The organism is Streptomyces sp. NBC_00076 (genome assembly GCF_045041235.1).
Lineage (GTDB): Bacteria > Actinomycetota > Actinomycetes > Streptomycetales > Streptomycetaceae > Streptomyces.
Genome location: NZ_CP108242.1, coordinates 3,970,923 through 3,993,660, shown reverse-complemented (window position 1 = coordinate 3,993,660; position 22,738 = coordinate 3,970,923). Strand labels below are relative to the sequence as shown.

The 22,738-nt window shown below is 71.1% G+C and carries 18 protein-coding genes; 11 read left to right on the top strand and 7 right to left on the bottom strand.

The annotated features are described in order from the left end of the window. Window positions 1-95 precede the first annotated feature (95 nt). Genes OHA64_RS18075 through OHA64_RS18060 form a run of 4 tightly spaced genes read right to left on the bottom strand, consistent with a single transcriptional unit; the run spans window position 96 to window position 5,915 of the window. Window positions 96-1,256 carry an acyl-CoA dehydrogenase family protein gene (locus tag OHA64_RS18075; protein ID WP_405614185.1) on the bottom strand — a complete coding sequence of 387 codons (1,161 nt, stop codon included), beginning with the start codon at window positions 1,254-1,256 and terminating at the stop codon, window positions 96-98. Window positions 1,257-1,261: 5 nt separating this feature from the next. Then, on the bottom strand, window positions 1,262-2,221 hold the full coding sequence (locus tag OHA64_RS18070) for a hydroxymethylglutaryl-CoA lyase (RefSeq protein ID WP_405614183.1): 960 nt from the start codon (window positions 2,219-2,221) through the stop codon (window positions 1,262-1,264). Continuing rightward, the gene (locus OHA64_RS18065) at window positions 2,218-4,269 is read right to left on the bottom strand and encodes an acetyl/propionyl/methylcrotonyl-CoA carboxylase subunit alpha (RefSeq protein ID WP_405624011.1); all 2,052 of its coding nucleotides are present in this window, start codon (window positions 4,267-4,269) and stop codon (window positions 2,218-2,220) included. Before OHA64_RS18065 ends, OHA64_RS18070 begins: the two co-directional genes overlap by 4 nt. 29 nt (window positions 4,270-4,298) lie before the next feature. Next, window positions 4,299-5,915: a carboxyl transferase domain-containing protein gene (locus tag OHA64_RS18060; RefSeq protein ID WP_405614181.1), complete on the bottom strand. Its 1,617-nt coding sequence runs from the start codon at window positions 5,913-5,915 to the stop codon at window positions 4,299-4,301. A gap of 96 nt (window positions 5,916-6,011) precedes the next feature. On the opposite strand from OHA64_RS18060, the gene OHA64_RS18055 reads away from it, so the two are divergent. From OHA64_RS18055 to OHA64_RS18045, 3 genes are all read left to right on the top strand, one after another. Further along, the gene (locus tag OHA64_RS18055) at window positions 6,012-6,602 is read left to right on the top strand and encodes a TetR/AcrR family transcriptional regulator (protein ID WP_405614179.1); all 591 of its coding nucleotides are present in this window, start codon (window positions 6,012-6,014) and stop codon (window positions 6,600-6,602) included. Window positions 6,603-6,813: 211 nt separating this feature from the next. After that, window positions 6,814-7,971, top strand: coding sequence for an acyl-CoA dehydrogenase family protein (locus OHA64_RS18050; RefSeq protein ID WP_405614177.1), 1,158 nt, complete (start codon window positions 6,814-6,816; stop codon window positions 7,969-7,971). 35 nt (window positions 7,972-8,006) lie between these two features. Further along, on the top strand, window positions 8,007-8,879 hold the full coding sequence (locus OHA64_RS18045) for an acyl-CoA thioesterase (protein WP_405614175.1): 873 nt from the start codon (window positions 8,007-8,009) through the stop codon (window positions 8,877-8,879). A 93-nt stretch (window positions 8,880-8,972) separates the two neighbouring features. Here OHA64_RS18045 and OHA64_RS18040 read toward each other — a convergent pair whose 3' ends face one another. After that, on the bottom strand, window positions 8,973-9,761 hold the full coding sequence (locus tag OHA64_RS18040; protein ID WP_405614173.1) for a phosphatase: 789 nt from the start codon (window positions 9,759-9,761) through the stop codon (window positions 8,973-8,975). Between the two features lie 165 nt (window positions 9,762-9,926). Continuing rightward, complete coding sequence (locus OHA64_RS18035) at window positions 9,927-11,399, bottom strand: PucR family transcriptional regulator (protein ID WP_405614171.1); 1,473 nt, start codon at window positions 11,397-11,399, stop codon at window positions 9,927-9,929. Between the two features lie 104 nt (window positions 11,400-11,503). On the opposite strand from OHA64_RS18035, the gene OHA64_RS18030 reads away from it, so the two are divergent. The 8 genes from OHA64_RS18030 to OHA64_RS17995 all read left to right on the top strand — a co-directional run bounded on the left by OHA64_RS18030 (window position 11,504) and on the right by OHA64_RS17995 (window position 21,791). After that, window positions 11,504-13,000, top strand: a complete 1,497-nt coding sequence (locus OHA64_RS18030) for a sodium:solute symporter (protein WP_405614169.1) — start codon at window positions 11,504-11,506, stop codon at window positions 12,998-13,000. A 74-nt stretch (window positions 13,001-13,074) separates the two neighbouring features. Continuing rightward, window positions 13,075-14,043 (top strand): agmatinase, encoded by a 969-nt coding sequence (gene speB, locus OHA64_RS18025; protein ID WP_405614167.1) that lies wholly within the window; start codon window positions 13,075-13,077, stop codon window positions 14,041-14,043. Beyond that, window positions 14,040-15,728: a thiamine pyrophosphate-binding protein gene (locus OHA64_RS18020; protein WP_405614165.1), complete on the top strand. Its 1,689-nt coding sequence runs from the start codon at window positions 14,040-14,042 to the stop codon at window positions 15,726-15,728. The genes speB and OHA64_RS18020 overlap by 4 nt, the downstream gene beginning before the upstream one ends. A gap of 130 nt (window positions 15,729-15,858) precedes the next feature. Further along, window positions 15,859-16,737 (top strand): helix-turn-helix transcriptional regulator, encoded by an 879-nt coding sequence (locus OHA64_RS18015; protein WP_405614163.1) that lies wholly within the window; start codon window positions 15,859-15,861, stop codon window positions 16,735-16,737. A 244-nt stretch (window positions 16,738-16,981) separates the two neighbouring features. Next, the gene (locus OHA64_RS18010; protein WP_405614161.1) at window positions 16,982-18,235 is read left to right on the top strand and encodes an MFS transporter; all 1,254 of its coding nucleotides are present in this window, start codon (window positions 16,982-16,984) and stop codon (window positions 18,233-18,235) included. Window positions 18,236-18,396: 161 nt separating this feature from the next. After that, entirely contained in the window at window positions 18,397-19,395 is a 999-nt protein-coding gene (locus tag OHA64_RS18005; protein ID WP_405614159.1) for a hypothetical protein, read from the top strand. Window positions 19,396-19,555: 160 nt separating this feature from the next. Then, on the top strand, window positions 19,556-20,653 hold the full coding sequence (locus OHA64_RS18000; protein WP_405614157.1) for an aldo/keto reductase: 1,098 nt from the start codon (window positions 19,556-19,558) through the stop codon (window positions 20,651-20,653). Window positions 20,654-20,810: 157 nt separating this feature from the next. Further along, entirely contained in the window at window positions 20,811-21,791 is a 981-nt protein-coding gene (locus OHA64_RS17995) for a phosphotransferase enzyme family protein (RefSeq protein ID WP_405614155.1), read from the top strand. Between the two features lie 27 nt (window positions 21,792-21,818). On the opposite strand, the gene OHA64_RS17990 is transcribed toward OHA64_RS17995, so the two are convergent. Further along, window positions 21,819-22,628 carry an endonuclease I family protein gene (locus tag OHA64_RS17990; RefSeq protein ID WP_405614153.1) on the bottom strand — a complete coding sequence of 270 codons (810 nt, stop codon included), beginning with the start codon at window positions 22,626-22,628 and terminating at the stop codon, window positions 21,819-21,821. Window positions 22,629-22,738 lie beyond the last annotated feature (110 nt).

Sequence of the window (22,738 nt, the reverse complement as noted above, 5' to 3'; positions counted from 1 at the left end):
CTGGGTCGGTAAAGCTGCGCGGCCGACCAGTCTCGGCGGCCGACTCCCGGCAGTCGCCGGCCCGCCCCCTGGCGGCCACGGGCCGACGACCGGAATCAGCCCGCCAGCCCCAACTCCCGCGCGATCAGCATCCGCTGGACCTCGCTCGTGCCCTCGCCGATCTCCAGGATCTTGGAGTCGCGCCACATACGGGCGACCGGGTACTCGTTCATGAAGCCGTAGCCGCCGTGGATCTGGGTGGCGTCGCGGGCGTTGTCCACGGCGATGGTCGAGGAGTGGAGCTTGGCGAGGGCGGCCTCCTTCTTGAAGGGCTCTCCGTTCACCAGGCGGGAGGCCGCGTCGCGCCAGGCGAGACGGGCGGTGTGGGCCCGCATCTCCATGTCGGCGAGCTTGAACTGGATGGCCTGGTTGGCGCCGATCGGCCGGCCGAAGGCCTCGCGTTCCTTCGCGTACTTCAGCGACTCGTCCACACAGCCCTGCGCCAGGCCCGTCGCCAGGGCCGCGATGGCGATCCGGCCCTCGTCCAGGATGTGCAGGAACTGGGCGTAGCCGCGGCCCTCCTCGCCGAGCAGGTTCGCCGCGGGGACCCGTACGTCGGAGAAGGACAACTCGCGGGTGTCCGAGGCGTTCCAGCCGACCTTGGAGTAGGGCGCGGCGACGGTGAAGCCGGGGGTGCCCGACGGCACGATGATCGCGGAGATCCGCGGCCTGCCGTCCGGCTTGCGGCCGGTCACCGCGGTGACCGTGACCAGGCCCGTGATGTCCGTGCCCGAGTTGGTGATGAAGCACTTGGTGCCGTTGATCACCCATTCGTCGGTCTCCGGGTCGAGCCGGGCCGTCGTCCGCGTCGCGCCCGCGTCCGAGCCGCCGTCCGGCTCGGTCAGACCGAAGGCGCCCAGCATCTCGCCGGAGCACAGGCGGGGCAGCCACTCCCGCTTCTGGGCCTCGGTGCCGAAGAGATGGAGCGGCATCGCGCCCAGCGAGACGCCCGCCTCCAGGGTGATCGCCACCGACGAGTCCACCCGCGCCAGTTCCTCCAGCGCGATACCGAGGGCCAGGTAGTCGCCGCCCATGCCGCCGTACTCCTCCGGGAACGGCAGCCCGAACAGCCCCATGCGGCCCATCTCGCGGACGATCTCGTACGGGAACTCGTGCCGCTCGTAGAAGTCGCCGATCTTCGGCGCCACCACGTCGTGCGCGAACTCCTCGACGGTACGGCGGAGTTCTTCCAGTTCGGGGGAGAGACGGTGGTCCATGACGGTCACTGCTCCTTGCGGCTTTCGGGGTCCTCGTGGGACAGGGCTCGGACGGTGCGGGAAGGGCTGGGTCGGCCCAGTCGGTCGGCCATCCACAGGCTTGTGGCGACGAGACGGCCGAGGTCGACACCGGTGTCGATGCCGAGCCCCTGAAGCATCCACACGAGGTCTTCGGTGGCGAGGTTGCCGGTGGCGGACCTGGCGAACGGGCAGCCGCCGAGACCTCCGGCGGAGGCGTCGACCGTGCTGACCCCGTGTTGCAGGGCCGCGTGGGTGTTGGCCAGTGCCTGGCCGTAGGTGTCGTGGAAGTGCACGCCGAGGACGTCGGTCGGTACGCCCTCCTCGTTGAGCGCGGAGAGGAGTTCGAGGACATGACCCGGGGTCGCGACCCCGATCGTGTCGCCGAGGCTCAGTTCGTCGCAGCCCATGTCCCGCAGCGCCGCGCACACCCGGACGACCTGGTGGACGGGGACCGGTCCCTCCCAGGGGTCGCCGAAGCACATGGAGACATAGCCGCGCACATGGGCGCCCTCGTCCTTGGCGCGGGCCACCACGGGCTCGAACACGGCCAGCGACTCGTCGAGCGTCCGGTTGAGGTTGGCCTTGGCGAAGGACTCCGTCGCACTGGCGAAGACGGCCACCCGGGTGGCGCCGAGGGCGAGCGCCCGGTCCAGGCCGCGGTCGTTCGGCACGAGCACCGGCAGATCCACGGGCAACTCGCTGACCAGCGGGAACAGCTGCTCCGCATCGGCCAGTTGGGGCACCCACCGCGGGTGGACGAAGCTGGTGGCCTCGATCGTCGTCAGTCCCGCGTCGGCCAGGCGGCGGACGAACTCCGCCTTGACCTCCGTGGGGACGGTCGCCTTCTCGTTCTGCAGGCCGTCGCGGGCACCGACCTCGTGGATGCGCACGCGCGCGGGCAGGTTCGGTACCGGTACGGGCATGGGGAGTCCCTGGGCAGTCATTCCGCCTCCTCGTGCGGTGCGATCACGGCGAGCACCTGGTCCATGGCGACCGTCGAGCCCGGTACGACGTCCAGTTCGGCGACCGTGCCGGCGTGCGGGGCGGAGATGACGTGCTCCATCTTCATCGCCTCGACGACCAGCAGGCTCTGACCAGCGGTCACCTCGTCGCCGACGGCGACCTTCACGACGGTGACCGTGCCGGGCATGGGCGCGGTGAGCGAGTCGGCGCCCTCGTGGGCCCCGCGGTTGAGGGACGCGGCGACCGGGTCGTGGTCGCGCACCTGCCAGGAGTCGCCGTCGCGGCCCAGCCAGGTGCCGTCCGGCAGGGCGGCGAAGGTGTGGACAGTGCCGTCGAGGCGGAGGGTGAACCGGCCTTCCGGTCCAGCGCCCGGGAGTTGGCTTCCGACCGCCCGCAGCGGGGTTTTGGCGCCGTCGGGCAGCACTTCGAGGCCGCCGTCCGGCGCGCTGCGCACCCGGACGGTGACCGGGTCGTGGCCGGTGATCCGCAGGTGGTGCTCCGTCCACGCCCGGGCACCGCCCAGACGCCAGCCGTCCGGCACGGAGAACGGATCGACCCAGCCGGATCCCGAGCCGGCACCGGACTCGAAGCCCGCGGGAGCGAGGGCGGCCTGACGCAGCAGCGCCGCCGCCGCGTAGACCTCCGGCGGCACGTCGGTCGGGACGAGCCCGTCCACCTCCCGCTCCACCAGCCCCGTGTCCAACTCGCCCGCCACGACCGCGGGATGCGCCAGCAGCCGCCGCAGGAACCCGGCGTTCGTCTGCACCCCCAGCGTGACCGTCCCCGCGAGGGCCGCCCGGAGCTTCCTGAGCGCGGTCTCCCGGTCCGGCCCGTACGCGATCACCTTGGACAGCATCGGGTCGTACAGGCTGCCGACCTCGGTGCCCTCGCTGAGCCCGGAGTCGGTGCGTACGCCGTCGCCCTGGGGTTCGTGGAGCCTGAGCACCGTGCCGCCGGAGGGGAGGAAGCCGCGCGCGCCCTCCTTGACGGACACCGTCTCGGCGCAGAGGCGGGCCTCGATCGCGTGCCCGGTGAGGCTGATGTCGTCCTGCCGGTACGGCAGCCGCGCGCCCGCCGCGACCCGCAGCTGCCACTCCACCAGGTCGAGGCCGGTGACCAGTTCCGTGACCGGGTGCTCCACCTGGAGGCGGGTGTTCATCTCCATGAAGAAGTACGACGTCGGGTCGCCGCCCGGGACGATGAACTCGACCGTGCCCGCGCCCGCGTACCCGCACGAACGTGCCGCCTGGACCGCCGCCTCGCCCATCGCCGCCCGGGTCTCCTCGTCCAGGAGGACGGACGGCGCCTCCTCGATGAGCTTCTGGTGGCGGCGCTGGAGGGAGCACTCACGCTCGCCCAGGTGGATCACGTGGCCGTGGCCGTCGGCCAGGACCTGGATCTCGATGTGCCGGGGCCGGTCCACCCACCGCTCCACGAGCAGTGTGTCGTCCCCGAAGGAGGCGCTTGCCTCGCGGCGGGCGGCGGCGATCTCGTCGGCCAGGAGGGAGGGGTCGCGCACCAGCCGCATGCCCTTGCCGCCCCCGCCGGCGGAGGGCTTCAGCAGGACGGGCATGCCGATCTCCCGGGCGGCGTCGGCGAGTTCGGCGTCCGTGAGCCCGCTGCCGCTCGACCCGGGTACCACCGGCACTCCGGCCGCCCGCACCGTCTCCTTGGCGCGGATCTTGTCGCCCATGAGGGCGATCGCCTCGGCCGGCGGCCCGATGAACACCAGCCCGGCGTCGGCGCACGCGCGCGCGAATCCGGCGTTCTCCGCCAGGAAGCCGTATCCCGGGTGGACGGCCTGGGCGCCGGTGCTCTCGGCCGCCGCCAGGAGCCGCTCGACGGACAGATAGCTCTCGGCGGCGGGCGCCGGGCCGAGCCGGACGGCCGTGTCGGCCTCCCGGACGTGCCGTGCGTCGGCGTCCGCGTCGGAGAAGACGGCCACCGAGCGGACACCCAGCGAGCGCAGGGTGCGGATGACACGGACGGCGATCTCGCCGCGGTTGGCCACGAGGACCGTGTCGAACATCGTCTGGCGGAACATCGTCGGCAAGTCCCTCACATCCGGAAGACGCCGAACTGGGGGTCGCCCAGTGGCGCGTTGGCACAGGCGGTCAGGGCCAGACCCAGCACCTGCCGGGTGTCGAGCGGGTCCACGACCCCGTCGTCCCACAGCCGGGCGGTGGCGTAGTAGGCGTTCCCCTGGCGCTCGTACTGCGCGCGGATCGGCGCCTTGAAGGCCTCTTCGTCCTCGGTGGGCCAGGTCTGACCGCGGGCCTCGGACTGGTCCCGTTTGACGGTCGCTAGGACCGAGGCGGCCTGCTCGCCGCCCATGACCGAGATCTTGGCGTTGGGCCACATCCACAGGAAGCGCGGGGAGTAGGCCCGGCCGCACATGGAGTAGTTCCCGGCGCCGTACGACCCGCCGACGACGACGGTCAGCTTGGGCACGCGGGTGCACGCGACGGCCGTGACCATCTTGGCGCCGTGCTTGGCGATGCCCCCGGCCTCGTAGTCCTTGCCGACCATGAAGCCCGAGATGTTCTGCAGGAACACCAGCGGGATGCCGCGCTGGTCGCACAGCTCGATGAAGTGGGCGCCCTTCTGGGCGGACTCGGAGAACAGGATGCCGTTGTTCGCGACGATCCCGACCGGGTGGCCGTGGATCCGGGCGAAGCCGGTGACGAGGGTCTGCCCGAACTCGGCCTTGAACTCGGCGAAACGGGAGCCGTCGACCACGCGCGCGATGATCTCGCGTACGTCGTAGGGGGTGCGGGAGTCGACCGGCACGGCGCCGTACAGCCCGTACGGGTCCACCTTGGGCTCGACTGCGGGCCGGACCTCCCAGGGCAGGGGCCCGCGCGCGGGGAGGGTGGCGGCGATGTTCCGCACGATCCGCAGGGCGTGCGCGTCGTCCTCGGCGAGGTGGTCGGTGACGCCGGACACGCGCGCGTGGACCTCGCCGCCGCCGAGCTCCTCGGCGGTGACGACCTCGCCGGTGGCGGCCTTCACCAGCGGGGGGCCGCCGAGGAAGATGGTCCCCTGGTTGCGGACGATGACGGCCTCGTCGCTCATGGCCGGGACATACGCTCCGCCCGCCGTGCAGGATCCGAGCACCGCCGCGATCTGGGGGATCCCGGCCCCCGACATCCGGGCCTGGTTGTAAAAGATCCGCCCGAAGTGCTCACGGTCCGGGAAGACCTCGTCCTGCATGGGCAGGAAGGCCCCGCCCGAGTCGACGAGGTAGACGCAGGGGAGCCGGTTCTCCAGGGCCACTTCCTGGGCCCGCAGATGCTTCTTCACCGTCATCGGGTAGTACGTGCCGCCCTTGACGGTGGCGTCGTTGGCGACGATCACGCACTCACGCCCGCTGACCCGGCCGATCCCCGCGATGACACCGGCGGCCGGCGCCTGCCCCTCGTACATCCCCTCGGCGGCGAGCGGCGCCAGCTCCAGGAAGGGTGAGCCGGGGTCGAGGAGGGTGTCGACGCGGTCGCGGGGGAGCAGCTTCCCGCGCGCGGTGTGCCGCGCCCGCGCCTTCTCCCCGCCGCCCAGCCGGGCGGCGGCGAGCCTGCCGCGCAGCTCCTCGACGAGTGCGAGGTGTGCTTCCTCGTTGACCCGCCAGGTCTCCGACGCGGGATCTGCCGCGCTCGTCAGCTCCGCTGCCTCGTGCATTCTGCGGTCCCCTCACCCAGCGGTCGGACTGTTAATGAGCGTTAACCATTTCCTTCAGGTTAACGACCGCTAACCTCCCTGTCTAGAATTGCTTCCATGGCCACCAGAACCGACGCCCCCACCCGTCGCGAGCAGATCCTCAGGGAGGCCGCGCGGCTGTTCGCCGACCGTGGCTTCCACGGCGTGGGGGTGGACGAGATAGGCGCCGCGGTCGGGATCAGCGGTCCTGGTCTCTACCGCCACTTCACGGGCAAGGACGCGATGCTCGCCGAGCTGTTGGTGGGGATCAGCGGTCAGCTGCTGACGGGCGCGAAACGGCGGCTGCAGGAGGCCGACGGCGTCGCCCCCGGGTCGGTCCTCGACTCCCTCATCGAGGGCCACATCGACTTCGCTCTCGACGACCGGCCGCTGATCACCCTCCACGACCGCGAGCTGGACCGCCTCCGGGAGAGCGACCGCAAGCTGGTGCGGCAGTTGCAGCGGCAGTACGTGGAGTTGTGGGTCGGCGTGGTCCGGGAGGTGTACCCGGGGCTGGGCGAGGCGACGGCGCGCTCCGCCGTCCACTCGGTGTTCGGGCTCCTGAACTCGACCCCGCACCTGGGGCGAACGGGTTCGCTGCCGGGGCGGGGGGCCACGGCGGCGCTGCTGCACCGGATGGCGCGGGGCGCGTTCGCGGCGGCGGAGTAGGGGGGCGGAGTGGCGAACTCGCCTCCGGTGGGCCTGAACCGCCGGGATCCACACGTGATGAGCGTTACCTGGACGCGCCTTCCTACTCACCGGTACCTTTGAGTGAGCAAGCGCTTAGCCTTGTGGACCGCAATCATCGATTGGGGAACCCCAACGGCGAGCGACCACGTACGCGAGAGCGGCGCCGGCTTAGGCGCAAGGAGGTGCGGCGGTGCGCCGTACGGTGTTCAACGAGGACCACGAAGCGTTCCGGGAGACCCTCCGGGCCTTCATCGAGGCCGAGGTCGTCCCCGTCTATGACGAGTGGTTCGCCGCCGGCCAGGCGCCGCGCGACTTCTACTACAAGCTCGCCGAGCTCGGCGTCTTCGGCATCCGCGTCGACGAGGAGTACGGCGGCGCCGGCATCGACTCGTACAAGTTCGAAGCCGTGATGTACGAGGAGACCGCCCGCGCGGGCGTCCAGTTCGGCGGCTCCGGCGTGCACGTGCTGCTCGGCCTGCCGTACATCAAGATGCTCGCCACCGACGAGCAGAAGAAGCGCTTCCTGCCGAAGTTCGTCTCCGGCGAGGAGATGTGGGCCCTCGCGATGACCGAGCCGGGCACCGGCTCCGACCTCGCGGGCATGAAGACCACCGCCAAGCTCTCCGAGGACGGCACGCACTACGTCCTCAACGGCTCCAAGACCTTCATCACCGGCGGCGTCCACGCCGACCGCGTGATCGTCTGTGCCCGCACCTCCGCGCCCACCGCCGAGGACCGCCGCCACGGGATCTCCCTGTTCGCCGTGGACACCAAGTCCGAGGGCTACTCCATAGGCCGCAAGCTCGACAAGCTCGGCCTGAAGACCTCCGACACCGCCGAGCTGGCGTTCGTCGACGTCAAGGTCCCCGCCGAGGACCTCCTCGGCGAGGAGAACAAGGGCTTCTACTACCTCGGCCACAACCTGGCCTCCGAGCGCTGGGGCATCGCCTTCGGCGCTTACGCCCAGGCCAAGGCCGCCGTCCGGTTCGCCAAGGAGTACGTGCAGGACCGCACGGTCTTCGGCAAGCCCGTCGCCTCCTTCCAGAACACCAAGTTCGAACTGGCCGCCTGCCAGGCCGAGGTGGACGCCGCGGAGGCCGTCGTCGACCGCGCGCTCGAAGCCCTCGACGCGGACGAGCTCACCCCGGCCGAGGCCGCCAGCGCCAAGCTGTTCTGCACCGAGGTCGCCCACCGCGTGATCGACCGCTGCCTCCAGCTGCACGGCGGCTACGGCTTCATGAACGAGTACCCGATCGCTCGTCTGTACGCGGACAACCGCGTCAACCGCATCTACGGCGGGACCAGCGAGATCATGAAGTCGATCATCGCGAAGGACATGGGTCTGTAAGGTCCGCGAAATTACCTGCCGGTAGAACTGACGCCATGAGTCAGGCACTACACGATCTCCTCGATCTGCTCGACCTCGAGCAGATCGAGGAGAACATCTTCCGCGGCCAGTCCCGCTCCGCCGTGATCCCCCGGGTCTTCGGCGGCCAGGTCGCGGCCCAGGCGCTCGTCGCCGCCGGGCGGACGGTCCCCGAGGACCGTCTCGCCCACTCCCTGCACGCGTACTTCCTGCGCACCGGAGACCCCGGCGCGCCCATCGTCTACACGGTCGAGCGGATGAACGACGGCCGTTCCTTCACCGCGCGCCGTGTCCTCGCGGTGCAGCACGGACAGCCGATCTTCGCCCTGTCCGCCTCCTTCCAGCGGTACGAGGAGGGCTTCGAGCACCAGACCCCGAAGCCGGACTCGCCGGACCCCGTCACGCTGCCCACCTCCGAGGAGCGCCTGCGCGGCTACGACCACATCGCTCCCGAGGTGGTCGAGAGGTTCCTGGAGGCACGCGAGGCGATCGACCTGCGCTACGTCGACGAGCCGCCGTACGGAAGGTTCGGCGAGCCGCGCGAGCCGCACTCCCAGGTCTGGTTCCGCACCAACGGCAAACTGGCGGACGACCCTCTCCTGCACGTCGTCCTCGCCACGTACGTCTCGGACATGACGCTGCTCGACTCGGTCCTGCTCGCGCACGGGCGCGGGGGATGGGCGGTCGGCGACGTGGTGGGCGCGTCACTGGACCACGCGATGTGGTTCCACCGCCCGTTCCGCGCCGACGAATGGCTCCTCTACGACCAGGAGTCGCCGTCCGCGCACGGCGGCCGGGGTCTCGGCCAGGCCCGCATCTACACGCAGGACGGCCGCCTCGCCATCTCCGTGATCCAGGAGGGCGTGGTCCGCGCCCCTCGGGAACGCTGAGGGGCGGCCCGGCGGTGCGCCGGGTCCCCCTCCCCGGCCCGGCGCTGGGGCCTGTCGTGGATCACGCCGGTGACCTGATCCGGACGCCAGGCCCTACGCCAGGCCCGCCTCCGCCAGCAGATACGCCGTCATCGGGTCGTAGTGACGCGGGCTGACCACGTGGTCGTCGAGCGGGACCGTCACCTGCACGGTGCCCTCCGCCTCGGCCAGGAAGAGCGCCGGGTCGTTGCAGTCGGCGTATCCGACGGAGTCCACGCCGTGCTGGCCCGCGTAGCCCGCCCAGCCGTGGTCCGCGACGACCAGGTCCGGCAGCGGGCGGCCCTCGTGCTCCAGCGCGGTGAGGATGGCCCGCATCGGCTCGCCGGAGTGCGTGTGCCACAGCGAGGCGCCGTGCTCCAGCACCGCCACGTCCGCGAACTGCATGACGTACCCCTCGTCGGTGCGCAGCCCCTCCGGGATGACGACGATCTCGCAGCCGGCGGCGCGCAGCGCGGCGGCGGTGGAGTGGTGCACCTCGAGCAGGCCGCCCGGGTGGCCGGTGGCGAAGAGGACCCGCTGCCGTCCAGCGGCGGCCTTGCGCAGCCGGGCCGCCATACGCTCCAGGCCGGCCACCGTCAGACCGGGGTCGATGGTGTCCTGGCCGTGCCGGTACTCGGGATCGTCGCTCACTCCGACCCGTTCCGCCATCACCGCGAGCACGTCCTGCTCGTCGGTCCACCGGTCGCCGAGTTCCAGGCCGAGCCAGTAGTTGCGAACGCCGTTCGCCAGCTGGCGGTAATGCGAAAGGTTGTTCTCGCGCGGGGTGGCGACCTCGCCCGCGATACGGGTCCTCACAAGGTGGTCGACGAGCTCGGCGCGGCTGGGTGTCCCGGGTATCGGCATCTCTCCATTGTGAGGCAGACGACTTGGGGATCACCCGGCATCCCGCCCCCTGGGACGTGAGTCACGCCGGTCACGAGGTGCTCGACCTGCGCTTGTCCCCGTGTCTGGATCGGTGCCCGGATCCGTGCCGGGATCGGTGCCCGGGATCCCTGCCCGGATCGATGCTCACAGCCGCCGCAGCGCAAACCACAGCTCCATCCGTACGTCCGGGTCGTCCAGGTCCACGCCCAGCAGCGCCGCGCACCGGGCGATCCGCTGCCGCACGGTGTTGCGGTGCACGGCCAGCGCCACCGCCGTGCGGTCCCAACCGCCGTGCAGGGACAGCCAGGCCCGCAGGGTCTCCGGGAGCGCCGGGACGGCGGTGATCGGCGCGAGCAGCGTACGGGCGTACGCCTCGGCCTCGTCCCCGGGGACCAGGTCGGCGAGGGCCGGGCGGGCCCCGTGGCGAGCGAGCGGGACGCGGGTGGCGCGTGCCCGGGCCAGGGCGCGGCCCGCCTGGGAGTCGGCGTCGGTCCACTCCCGCGGACCGACGGCGGCGCTGACACCGAGCGTCCAGCCGGGTTGCGCGGCGGTTTCCCGGCCGGCCGGCACGAGGATCCGTACGACGTCCCGGTCCACGTCGACGAGCGAGGAGCCCAGCGCGGCACCGAGCGCGAAGGCGCCGACCGCGTCGGGGACCTGCGCGTCGGGCCGGGCGTGCACGACGACCCACCGCTCCTCGCCCAGGAGGGGAGCCACCTCCTCGGGCGCGGACCCCAGCAGCAGCCGTACCAGCGCCGAGGAGCGCGCCGCCCCCGTGCCGCTCTGGTGCTCGCCGGTGAGGAGGGAGAGCAGCACCGCGGCGACGGAGGCGACGGTGTGGTCGCCGGGTTCGCGACGCGGCGCCGCGACGCCGAGCACGAAACCCTGTCCGGCGCCGAGGGCGTAGGCGGCGAGATGGATGCCGGCGACGGTGTCGGTGGCGGTCGTGGAGGAGCGGCTGGTGACGATCCCCGCCAACCCGGCCAGCGCCTCCCGCACCGCGACCCCGGGATCGGTCCCCGCCGCCGCGATCTCCGCACCCTCCGGCCCGTACAGCACCGCCCGGCCGGCCGTCCGCCGGGCCAGCTGCCGCAGGACCGAGGGGACCGGGTCGGGGCGGGAGGCCGCGGCGGCCAGGCTCTGCTGGGCCTCCGTGACGCGGCGCAGTTCGGTGTGCCGGGCCTGGGCCATCAGCTGCCAGACCGCGCGGGCCACGCCGGAGAAGGTGGTCCGCGGCGGGACCTCGACCAGGGGAAGCTCGTACGCCTCGCAGGCCGCGACCAGTGCCCGCGGCACCGTGTCGTGCACCGGCGCCACCCCGAAGCCGAGGACCGCGCCGCCCGCCGCGACGATCCGCGAGACGTAGTCGTCGAAGTAGGTGCCCGAACCCGCCGCCTCCGGAATGTGCACGCCCGCCGTCAGCAGCAGCTCGCCGCCCAGCAGATACGGATACGGGTCCGCCATCTCGGAGGTGTGCGCCCAGTGGATGACGATGTCCGGATCACAGGGCCCCGCGATCTGCCGCAGGGCCAGGTCCTCGCGGGCCAGCAGTGCCGTCAGGGGCACGGGCGGTGTGGGCGGAACGGCGGGGTCCGGCACGGTGGACGTTCCCTCCATCCAGCAGGGCTCGAATGGATGAAACGTACACTTCGCAGTCGCTTTCCGGCCACCTAGTGTCAGACCTCGTCACACGCCACCGAGAGTGCGCGAAGGAGGGCCCCATGGCCGTCGACTACACCGTGATCGTCGTCTATCTGGCCGGCATGCTGGCCATGGGCTGGTGGGGCATGCGCCGTGCCAGGTCGAAGAGCGAGTTCCTGGTGGCGGGCCGCCGCCTGGGTCCCGCCATGTACTCCGGCACCATGGCGGCGATCGTCCTGGGCGGCGCGTCCACCATCGGCGGCGTGGGGCTGGGCTACCAGTACGGGCTGTCCGGCGCCTGGATGGTCTTCGCCATCGGTCTCGGGCTGCTCGCCCTGTCCGTGTTCTTCTCCGCCCGCATCGCCCGCCTCAAGGTCTACACCGTCTCCGAGATGCTCGACCTGCGCTACGGCGGCCGGGCCGGTGTGATCTCCGGTGTGGTCATGTGGGCGTACACCCTGATGCTCGCGACCACGTCGACCATCGCGTACGCGACGATCTTCGACGTCCTCTTCGACATGAACCGGACCCTCGCGATCGTCCTCGGGGGTTCGATCGTGGTCGCCTACTCCACGCTCGGCGGCATGTGGTCGATCACGCTGACGGACATGGTGCAGTTCGTGGTGAAGACCATCGGCGTCCTGCTGCTGCTTCTGCCCATCGCCGTGGTGAAGGCGGGCGGCTTCGGCGAGATGCGGGCGAAGCTTCCCACCGGGTACTTCGATCCGCTGGGCATCGGCGGCGAGACGATCTTCACCTATGTGCTGATCTACACCTTCGGCATGCTCATCGGGCAGGACATCTGGCAGCGCGTCTTCACCGCCCGCAGCGACACGACGGCGCGGTGGGGCGGCACGGTCGCCGGTACCTACTGTCTCGCGTACGCCCTCGCCGGCGCCGTCATCGGTACGGCTGCCAAGGTCCTCTACCCGAACCTGGCGAATGCGGACGACGCCTTCGCGACCATCGTGAAGGACGAACTCCCGATCGGGGTGCGAGGGTTGGTGCTGGCCGCCGCGCTCGCCGCGGTGATGTCGACGTCCTCCGGCGCGCTGATCGCCTGCGCGACCGTCGCCAACAACGACATCTGGTCGCGACTGCGGGGAGCCGTGCGGGGGGCGCGGGGCGAGCGGGACGACCAGGGCGAGGCCGGCGAGCAGGTCGAGCGGGACGAGGTCAGGGGCAACCGCGTCTTCATCCTCGTCATGGGGGTGGCGGTGATCGGCACCGCCATCGCGCTGAACAACGTCGTCGAGGCGCTCACCGTCGCCTACAACCTCCTCGTCGGCGGTCTCCTCGTGCCGATCCTCGGCGGGCTGCTGTGGAAGCGAGGCACCGTCCAGGGCGCCCTCGCCTCCGTGATCGTCGGCGGCCTCGCGGTCGTCGGTCTGATGGCGTCCTACGGCATCCTCGCCAACCAGCCCGTCTACTACGGCCTGTTGTCCTCCCTGGCCGCGTATCTCGTCGTCTCCCTGGCGACTCCGGCGACCGACGCCGCCGTCCTCGCGGCCTGGCGCGAGCGCCTCGCGGGCCGAGCGCCCGAACCTGCGTACGAATCGGTCCCGACGCCCCAGTAGAGTCGTCAACAGCAGCACATAGGTGTGCAGAGATGTGCATACGCGATGAAGCGTAGGAAAGAAGGCAGTACCTCATGAGCAGCAACGAGACGCCCCGCGGTCCCGTCGACTCCTCCCGCATACCGCGGTACGCCGGTCCCGCGACCTTCGCCCGGCTGCCCCGCCTCGACGAGGTCGGCCGCGCCGATGTCGCCGTGGTCGGGGTGCCGTTCGACTCGGGCGTCTCGTACCGGCCGGGTGCCCGTTTCGGCGGCAACGCGATCCGTGAGGCGTCCCGGCTGCTGCGCCCCTACAACCCGGCGCAGGACGCCTCCCCGTTCGCCCTTGCCCAGGTCGCGGACGGCGGCGACATCGCCGTGAACCCGTTCGACATCAACGAGGCCGTGGAGACGATCGAGGCGGCGGCGGATGACTTGCTGGGGACAGGCGCCCGCCTGATGACCCTCGGCGGCGACCACACCATCGCGTTGCCGCTGCTGCGGTCGGTCGCGAAGAAGCACGGCCCGGTCGCCCTGCTCCACTTCGACGCCCACCTCGACACCTGGGACACGTACTTCGGGGCGGAGTACACGCACGGCACGCCGTTCCGCCGGGCGGTCGAGGAGGGCGTCCTCGACACCGAGGCGCTCTCGCACGTCGGTACGCGCGGCCCGCTGTACGGCAAGCAGGACCTCACGGACGACGAGAAGATGGGCTTCGGGATCGTCACCTCGGCGGATGTGATGAGGCGCGGGGTCGACGAGGTCGCCGACCAGCTCCGTCAGCGCGTCGGTGACCGTCCGCTGTACATCTCCATCGACATCGACTGTCTCGACCCGGCGCACGCGCCCGGCACGGGTACGCCTGAGGCGGGCGGCATGACCTCCCGTGAGCTGCTGGAGATCCTGCGCGGCCTGGCGTCCTGCAACCTGGTCTCGGCGGACGTCGTCGAGGTGGCCCCCGCGTACGATCACGCGGAGATCACGTCGGTGGCGGCATCCCACACGGCGTACGAACTGACCACGATCATGACCCGCCAGATTGCAGAGGCCCGCGCGAAGTGACTCACGACCACGACCTGGTGCTCCGCCCGACACCGTCCCAGACGGAGGCCGCGCTGAACCCGCCCCCCGGCCGCAACGGCGGAGACCTGGTCGTGGAGACGCTGGCCGGGCTCGGCGCGACCACGGTCTTCGGCCTGCCGGGCCAGCACGCGTTGGGGATGTTCGACGCGCTGCGCCGCTCGGATCTGCGGTACATCGGCCTGCGGGTGGAGAACAACGCCGGGTTCGCGGCGGACGCGTACGGCCGGATCACGGGCGAGGCGGCCCCGCTGCTGCTGTCGACGGGGCCGGGGGCGCTGACCTCGCTCGCGGCCTTGCAGGAGGCGGCGGCGGCTTCGGCGCCCGTGCTGGCGATCAGCAGTCAGATCCCGACGGCGGGGCTGGGCGGCGGCCGCCACGGCTATCTGCATGAACTGCCGGACCAGTCGGCCTCGTTCCGGGGCGTGGTGAAGACGGTCCACACGGTCCGCGCCCAGTCCCAGATCCCGTCCGCGATCGCTCAGGCGTGGAAGTCGGCGCTGACGGCCCCGCACGGCCCGGTCTGGGTGGAGATCCCGCAGGATGTACTGCTGGCCACGACGCTGATCCCGGTGGTGACGGGGGGCGACGCCTTCCCCGAAGAACTGCCCCCGCGCCCCGAACTGACCGCGGTGGCAGCCGACTTGCTGTCCCGCGCCGCACGTCCGGCGATCATCGCGGGCGGGGGAGTCGTACGGGCGGACGCCTCGGGCAAGCTGAAGCAGCTGGCGGAGAAGATCCAGGCCCCCGTGGTGACCACCTTCGGGGGCAAGGGGGCGTTCCCCTGGAAGCACCCGCTGTCGCTCCAGTCCTGGCTGGAGGACCGCCACACCACGGACTTCCTGGAGGACGCGGACGTCCTCCTCGTCATCGGCTCGGGCCTGGGTGAACTCTCCTCCAACTACCACACGTTCAAGCCGCGAGGCCGGGTCATCCAGATCGAGGCGGACCTCGGCAAGCTGGAGTCCAACCACCCGGCGCTGGGCATCCACGCGGACGCGCGACTCGGGTTGCAGGCGCTGCTCGAGACGGTTTCGGAGCGGGTGGACGAGTCGGCCCCGGAGCGGGTGAGCGCGGTCCTGTCCCGGGTCTCGGAACGTATCGCCGCCCAGGAACTCACCCTGGAACAGGACGTGTTGGCGTCGGTACGCCGGGCGCTCCCCGCCTCCGCCCCCTCCTTCTGGGACATGACGATCCTGTCCTACTGGGCCTGGTCGGCCTTCGACCCGAAGTCCCCGAACACCATGCACTCGGCCCAGGGCGCCGGCGGCCTCGGCTACGCCTTCCCGGCGGCCCTCGGCGCGGCGGCAGCCGACCCCACCCGCCCCGTGCTCGCGGTCTCCGGCGACGGCGGCGCCCTGTACTCGATCGCCGAACTGGCCACGGCCCGCCAGTACGACCTCGACGTCACCTGGCTGATCGTCGACGACGGCGGCTACGGCATCCTGCGCGAGTACATGACGGACGCCTTCGGCGAGGCGACGGCGACCGAACTGACCCGCCCGGACTATGTGGCCCTGGCCGAGTCCTTCGGGGTGCCGGGAGTCCGTACGACCCCGGCGACCCTGTCGGACGACCTGTCGAAGGCACTCGCGTCACCCGGCCCGGCGGTGGTCGTCCTCCCGGCGGTGCTGCGGATGTTCGCGCCGACGCATGTGGACGGCTGACGCCACTTCGAGCTCGGCGACACCTGCAGCGGGCGCTCGGCTGTGACTGCGGCCCCGTCATGGAGTCCCTGCTGTGAGGGGTACTGACAGGGACCCCCACTGATCGCCTCGCCTTCCTACGCTGGGATCCATGGACAACCGGGCCGAAGTCAGCGCATTCCTCAAGTCCCGCCGCGCCAAGATCACACCGGAGCAGGCGGGCATGCCGGTGTACGGGCAGCGGCGGGTGCCAGGGCTGCGCCGCGGTGAGGTCGCGATGCTGGCCGGGATGAGCGTCGAGTACTACACGCGTCTGGAGCGCGGCAACCTCACCGGGGTCTCCGACAGCGTCCTGGACGCCGTCGCCCAGGCCCTGCGGCTGGACGCCACCGAGCGGGATCACCTCCACGCCCTGGCCCGGGCGGCCAACACCAGTGGGGCCCGGGTCCGGCGCCGCCCGAAGAAGGCCACCGTGCGGCCCAGCGTGCTGCGTATCGTCGAGGGTCTGCACGACCAGCCGGCCTACGTGCGCAACAACCGTATGGACATCCTGGCGGCCAATCCGCTCGCCCGCGCTCTGCACAGCGAGGTGTTCGAGGTGGAGCCGGTGAACACCTGCCGGTTCGTCTTCCTCGACCCGCGGGCCACGCGGCTGTACCCCGACTGGGAACGCGTGGCCCGTGACGGAGTCGGGGTGCTGCGTGTCGAGGTCGCCAAGAACCCCTACGACCGTGAGCTGTCCAACCTGATCGGTGAACTGTCCACCCGCAGCGACGCCTTCCGCACCCTGTGGGGCGCGCACGACGTGCACGTCTTCACCGAGGGAACCAAGCGGTTTCACCATCCGGCGGTGGGCGGCATGGAGCTGGTCCACGAGACGCTGGACCTGCCCGGCGACGAGGGGCTGTCCATCACCGTGTACAGCGCCGACCCCGGCACCCCGGCCGCGGACGCCCTGAAGCTGCTGGCCGGCTGGGCAGCGAGCCGGAACCGGGACGCGGCCGCCTCTCAGGCCGACCCTGAGCGCTGACCTGAGCCGGTCCCTCCGGGACTCCCCTCCCCAGCGCCGCCCGCATTCACTCACGCTCCCGGCAGGAGGGGGTCCCTGCTGTTAATCCTCACAAGCGTGACTGTCTGCCGGGCTCGGCTCTTGGTTTCGTGGATTGCGGCGGGCCTGAAGTGCTCCGCCCGCACCCCCTTCGGCGCGCATGCCACCTTGCTCCGGAACGCCTTCGGATGACAGGGGCACGCGCCGGCTCTTGAAAGGATCGTCAGTGAGTTCCCCCTCGTCCACGAAGCCGGACACCTCGGCCGCCGCACCGTTCACGGGTGACGACGGCACGGCAGCGCCTGCCGGGAAGGTCACATTGCCGCCGGTGGTGTGGTTGCTGGGTGCCATCGCCTTCCTCATGGGCACCAGCGAGTTCGTCGTCTCCGGCCTGCTGCCGCAGATTTCCGGCGCCCTCGATGTCAGTGTCTCCAGCGCCGGGACGCTGATCACCGCCTTCGCCGTCGGCATGATGATCGGCGCGCCCGTGATGTCCCTGGCGACCCAGCGCCTGCCGCGTCGCTCGGCCCTGGTCGCCGCGCTGCTGGTCTTCGCCGCGGGCCACGTCGTCAGTGCGCTCAGCTCCAACCTGGGGCTCGCGCTCGTCGGCCGGTTCGCCGCCGCGCTGGGCAACGGCACCTTCTGGGCCGTGGGCGCGGTGGTGGCGACCGCCGCCGCGGGACCGGCCGCCAGCACCCGTGCCATGGGTGTGATGGTCGGCGGCATCACCCTTGCCAACATCGTCGGCGTCCCGCTCGGGACGGCGGCCGGCCAACTGGGCGGCTGGCAGGCCCCCTTCTGGATGCTCGCCGCTCTCGCCGTGGCGGCCGCCGCCGTGGTGGCCCGCCAACTGCCCGCCGACACCACGCGTGCCGACACCTCCCTGCGCGCCGAGACGGCCGCGCTCAAGCATCCGCGCTTGTGGCTGGTCTACCTGGCCATCGCGCTCATCCAGGCCGGCATCATGGCCGCCTACAGCTACGTCGCCCCGCTGCTGACCGACCGGGCCGGGCTCGCGACGGGCGTGGTGCCGCTGGCGATGCTCGGCTTCGGCATCGGCGCCCTGGCCGGCACCACGGTCGGTGGACGCCTAGGCGACCGCCGGCCTTACGCCACCCTGATCCCGGCCACCGCTGTCACCGCCGCGCTCCTGGCCGCCATCACCCTGTGGGCGACCAACAGCGTCGTGGCCGTGGTCCTGGTCGTGCTGCTCGGCGGAGCCGGCTTCGCCAACAACCCTGTCGTGGTCGGTGAGGTGGTCCGTATCGCCGGAGCCGGCCGGTCCCTGCCCATGGCCCTGGCCACGTCCGCGTTCCAGGTCGGGATCGCCACGGGTTCCTGGCTCGGCGGCGTCGCCCTGACCTCCGGCCTGGGCCTCCAGGGCCCGTCGCTGGCCGGCTTCGCCTTCGCCCTGGCGGCCCTGCTGCCGCTTGGCCTGCTGGCCGCCTCCCACCGCAAGGCGGAATCAGCGCGGAGCTGACGGCAGAACTGACACCTGATGCCGCGCCGCGCCTCACTCCCGTAGTCCCCACCCGCAGTCCCCTCCCCGGCCACCAGGCGGTCGGCCGGGGCGCCGCTCGGTCCGGAGACGTACGGCACCAACTCCGTCGTCCTCCAGCCGCTTTCACAGGAAGCACCACCTTGCGCATTCGCTTCACTCACGCCGCGGCGATCCCCGCTCTCGCGGCCGTTCTCGTCTCGAATCCCTTGGCGTCCGCCGCCACCGGAGAAGACCGTACGCAGCCGGTCATCACCCAGGTGAAGACCGCGGCCGCGTTCGACTTCGCCTCCGGCGACTCACCCGAGAACATCACCGTCAACCCGGACGGCTCCCTGACCGTGTCCATGCTGGGCGTCCCCGCGAACAAGCCGCCGAAGCTCGTGCGCATCACCTCGTCCGGGCAGCGCACCACCCTCGTCGGCGGGCACCAGGGCGATCAGATCACCGGCAACACCCGCGGCCGCGACGGCACCGTCTACTACAACGTGACCTCCGACGACGCCTCCCGGGCCGGTACCTGGAAGCTGCCCCCGCACGGCCGCCCCCAGCGTCTGGCCGCCCTGCCCGCCGACGGCCTGCCCAACGGCCTGGCCATCGACCCGGCCGGCCGTACCCTCTACGCCGCCGACAGCGGCAACGGCACGGTGTGGGCCGTGCCCGCTTCCGGCGGTGCGGCGAGGGCCTGGCTGACCGGTCCGGAGCTCGCACCCGCCCCCAAGGCATCCCTGAAGCTGGGCGTGAACGGCGTCCGCTTCCACAAGGGCGCCGTATGGGTGAGCAACTTCAACCAGGGCACGCTGCTGAGGATCCCGGTCGGCGCCCACGGAACCCCCGGCCCCATCCACGCCGTCGCCGACAACCTCCCCGACGTCGACGACTTCTCCTTCCTCGACGACCACTCCGACACTGTCTTCGCCGCGCAGAACGACACGACCGACCGGGTCAGCGTCGTGCACCCGAACGGGACCACCGAGACCGCCCTGACCGTCGACGACGGACTCGCCTCACCCACCACCACCGCGGTACGCGGCAATCAACTGTTCATCACCAACGCCGGATTCAACACACCCCACGACGCGAAACTGCAGCGCGGAACCATCAACCGCGATGCCCTCACCGCGCACCCACGGCACCACTGAGCGGCCCGGGGAGCACCACGATCCGCAGAAGCCGATCGCCGCCTCGGGCCGATGCCACGAACCGTCCAGGTCGTCCCAAGCCCGCCGCAGCTCTCCCCCCACCGCGGCGTGAGCCGCACAACTACGCCGCACAACCACGCCGCACAACGCAAGGAGCACCATGGAGTACCGCAAGCTCGGCACCACCGGAACCGCCGTCTCCCGCATCGCCTTCGGCGCCATGTACTTCGGCGTCCACACCCCGGAGGACGAGGCGTTCGCGCTCCTTGACGCGTTCGTGGAAGCAGGCGGCAACCTGGTCGACACCTCCAACGTCTACGGCGGCGGACGCAGCGAAGAGATCATCGGCCGCTGGTTCGCCGGCCGCCCCAGCGACGTCACCGACCGCGTCGTCCTGGCCACCAAGGGCCGCTACGGCACCGGCACCGACGTCAACAGCCTCGGCTCCACACGCCGACAGCTGCGCCGGTCACTGGACGGATCCCTGCGCCGCCTGGGACGCGACCACGTCGACCTGTACCAGATCCACGCCTGGGATCCCCTGACGCCGATCGAGGAGACGCTGGCCTTCCTCGACGACGCCGTCCACTCCGGGAAGGTCAACTATGTGGGGCTGTCCAACTTCGCCGGCTGGCAGCTCCAGCTCACCCTCTCCACCGCACAGCGGATGGGCATCCACGTGCCCGTGACGCTCCAGCAGCAGTACAGCCTGCTCTCCCGGGAAAGCGAATACGAAGTCATCCCCGCCGCATCGCACAACAACGTCTCCCTGCTGCCCTGGTCCCCGCTCGCCGGCGGCTTCCTCACCGGCAAGTACCAGCGCGGCAGCACCCCCGCCCCCGACACCCGTGCCGGCTCCGACGACGAGCTCTACCAGTGGGTCTCCGCCGAGTACGCCGCCTCCGACCGCAACTGGCACACCATCGACACGGTCGTCCGCATCGCCCGCGAGACCGGCCACACGCCCAGCCAGGTCGCCCTGGCCTGGACAGCCGACCAGCCCTCCGTCGCCGCTCCCGTCGTCGGCGCGCGCACCCTCACCCACCTCACCGAAAACCTCGGTGCGGCCGAGCTGCACCTCGACGCCGACACCACCGCAGCCCTCGACACCGTCAGCGCACCGCGGCACGGCGGCTATCCCTACGGAGACTTCGGCACCGCACAGCGCTCCCGCGACTTCCACGGCAGCAAGGCCCAGGCGAACCTCGTCGACGGCGGAAGCGACGCACCTCTCGGCCACGCGTCACCACAAGCCTAGGAGTTGTTCTTCGGGTGCGGGTCGGCCGGCAAGCGGTGCTGCGGATGTTCGCGCCGAGGCATCTCAAGTGAACTGAGGTGTAATCCTGTGGCCTGACCATGTGCCGCCTGACCATGCGGCGCCGGGACACGGACGTCGCAGCCAGAGAGGCCCTCGTATGCAGAGCGCAGCCGACTTCATAGCGGACACCTACGGGCTGGGCGCGGGGCCATGGACGGTGATACCCGTCACCCGGGGCGCGCTCGGGCAGATCTGGAAGCTGGCCGGGAACGAATCCTCCTGGGCGGTAAAGGAGTTGCTGTTCGGCTGTGACCAGGGACAGGTCGCCCGGGAGGCGGCCCTGCGCGACGCCGCGGAGCGGCTGGGGATCGCCTCGCCACGGCTGCTGCCGAATCGCGGCGGCGCACACGTCACCCGGCTCGCCCCCGCGCTGGGCGGGTCCCACGTGAAGCTGTACGACTGGGTCGACGGCGCCAAGGCGGACCCCACCGATCCGGAGATCCTGAGCTGGTGCGGACGGACCCTGGCCCTGCTCCACCGGGCCGGCGAGGGCGCCGACGAGACACCGGACGCCTGGTACGAGGAGTGCCCCGGCGAAGCCGACTGGGAGAAACTGCACCAGGAGACCGGCCGGGTCGGCGTGCCCTGGTCGGACGCGCTCGGCCGGTTCGTCGCCACCTCGGCGGTGGAGCTCGCGCAGCACGTCACCCCGTCCGACCCGCACGGCCTGGTGACGTCACATCTCGACATGCAGCCCCAGAACGTGCTGGTCGGTCCGGCCGGGCCGGTGCTCCTCGACTGGGACAACGCCGGCACCGTCTCGGCGGAACGCGAGCTCGCGCGTGCCGTGTACGTATGGGCGGGCGGCAACGACTTCCGTGCCGATTCCGCACGGCGGTTGGTGCGGGCGTACCGGGAGGCCGGCGGCCCCGGTGTCATCCAGGGCGTGGGCTCGTTCTCGATGCTCTTCGCGACGGCCCTGAACTACGTCCGTGTACAGGCCGAGTGCGCGTTCGACCCGACCGTGACCGCCGCACAGCGCGAGTTCGCGAGCGGACAGGTCGTCGCCTCCCTGCGTGGCCTGCCGGATCCGGCCGCCGTCTCCCGACTGACTCAGGCTCTCGCGCGGCCGAGCTGATCCGGCAGGCACTCTCGCACGCCGCTCCTACCAGATCGCCTCGACCCACTCCGGGTGGTCGATGAACGGGTTGCGGTTGTGCTGGTACGTGTCGTAGATGACCTGGTTGCGCTTCTCCTCGAAGGCGCTCGGCGGGTCCTCGTCGCTCCACTGCTTGAGCACGGAGAGCTTGCCCATGTACGGGTTGCTGCCGTTGTTGACCTTCTCGTTGGGCTCGAGGTCGGCGAAGCTGTCGTCACCCTCGTACCGCACGGCCATGTACAGGATCATGCGGGCCACGTCGCCCTTGTCCGCGTCACGCGGCTCGAACGAGTCGGAGTCGGTGAGGCTGCCGCCCCCGCCGCTGACCGCGCTGCCGCCGTTGTCGAAGTCCTTGTTGCCACGGATGCTGTTGACCTGGACATCAGCCGGGCGCAGGTGGTGCAGGTCGGTGCCGGGACCGGTCACCTCGCCGAAGTCGCCGTGGGACTTGGCCCAGGTGTGCTCGCGGTTCCAGTCGCCGGTGTCGCCGCCGTTGAGGGACTTGCTGCGCGAGACACCGCTGTACAGCAGGATCACGTTGCTGCTGTTGTTCGGGTCCTGGTCGGTGGCCTTGAGGGCGTTCCAGACCGCGGAGTACGAGATCTTCGTCTGGCTGCTGATGATGGTGTGCAGGGAGGACTTGAGGCTCGTCCCCGTCTTGCCGATCGCGTTCTTGTAGTACGTCGAGTCGTACGCGGTCGTCGTGGCCGCGGCGGGGGTCGCGGTCAGCGCGGGGGCGGCGAGGCTGATCATGACGGTGGAGACGGCGAGCGCCAGGGGCTTCCAGCGGCGCGTGCGTATGGGGGCCACGGGCATGGGGGTGTCCGTTCTACGCGGGTTGAGTGGAGCGGGTAATCGGGAGCGTGACATGGACATGCGTTCCTGTCCATGAATCGGACGTGTCCAACAGGTGACCGGATCCGACA

Coding starts and splice junctions, on each gene's coding strand:
- OHA64_RS18075 (WP_405614185.1), bottom strand. CDS start 1,256: ATGGACCACCGTCTCTCCCCCGAACTGGAAGAACTCCGCCGTACCGTC.
- OHA64_RS18070 (WP_405614183.1), bottom strand. CDS start 2,221: ATGACTGCCCAGGGACTCCCCATGCCCGTACCGGTACCGAACCTGCCC.
- OHA64_RS18065 (WP_405624011.1), bottom strand. CDS start 4,269: ATGTTCGACACGGTCCTCGTGGCCAACCGCGGCGAGATCGCCGTCCGT.
- OHA64_RS18060 (WP_405614181.1), bottom strand. CDS start 5,915: ATGCACGAGGCAGCGGAGCTGACGAGCGCGGCAGATCCCGCGTCGGAG.
- OHA64_RS18055 (WP_405614179.1), top strand. CDS start 6,012: ATGGCCACCAGAACCGACGCCCCCACCCGTCGCGAGCAGATCCTCAGG.
- OHA64_RS18045 (WP_405614175.1), top strand. CDS start 8,007: ATGAGTCAGGCACTACACGATCTCCTCGATCTGCTCGACCTCGAGCAG.
- OHA64_RS18040 (WP_405614173.1), bottom strand. CDS start 9,761: ATGCCGATACCCGGGACACCCAGCCGCGCCGAGCTCGTCGACCACCTT.
- OHA64_RS18035 (WP_405614171.1), bottom strand. CDS start 11,399: ATGGAGGGAACGTCCACCGTGCCGGACCCCGCCGTTCCGCCCACACCG.
- OHA64_RS18030 (WP_405614169.1), top strand. CDS start 11,504: ATGGCCGTCGACTACACCGTGATCGTCGTCTATCTGGCCGGCATGCTG.
- speB (WP_405614167.1), top strand. CDS start 13,075: ATGAGCAGCAACGAGACGCCCCGCGGTCCCGTCGACTCCTCCCGCATA.
- OHA64_RS18015 (WP_405614163.1), top strand. CDS start 15,859: ATGGACAACCGGGCCGAAGTCAGCGCATTCCTCAAGTCCCGCCGCGCC.
- OHA64_RS18000 (WP_405614157.1), top strand. CDS start 19,556: ATGGAGTACCGCAAGCTCGGCACCACCGGAACCGCCGTCTCCCGCATC.
- OHA64_RS17995 (WP_405614155.1), top strand. CDS start 20,811: ATGCAGAGCGCAGCCGACTTCATAGCGGACACCTACGGGCTGGGCGCG.
- OHA64_RS17990 (WP_405614153.1), bottom strand. CDS start 22,628: ATGCCCGTGGCCCCCATACGCACGCGCCGCTGGAAGCCCCTGGCGCTC.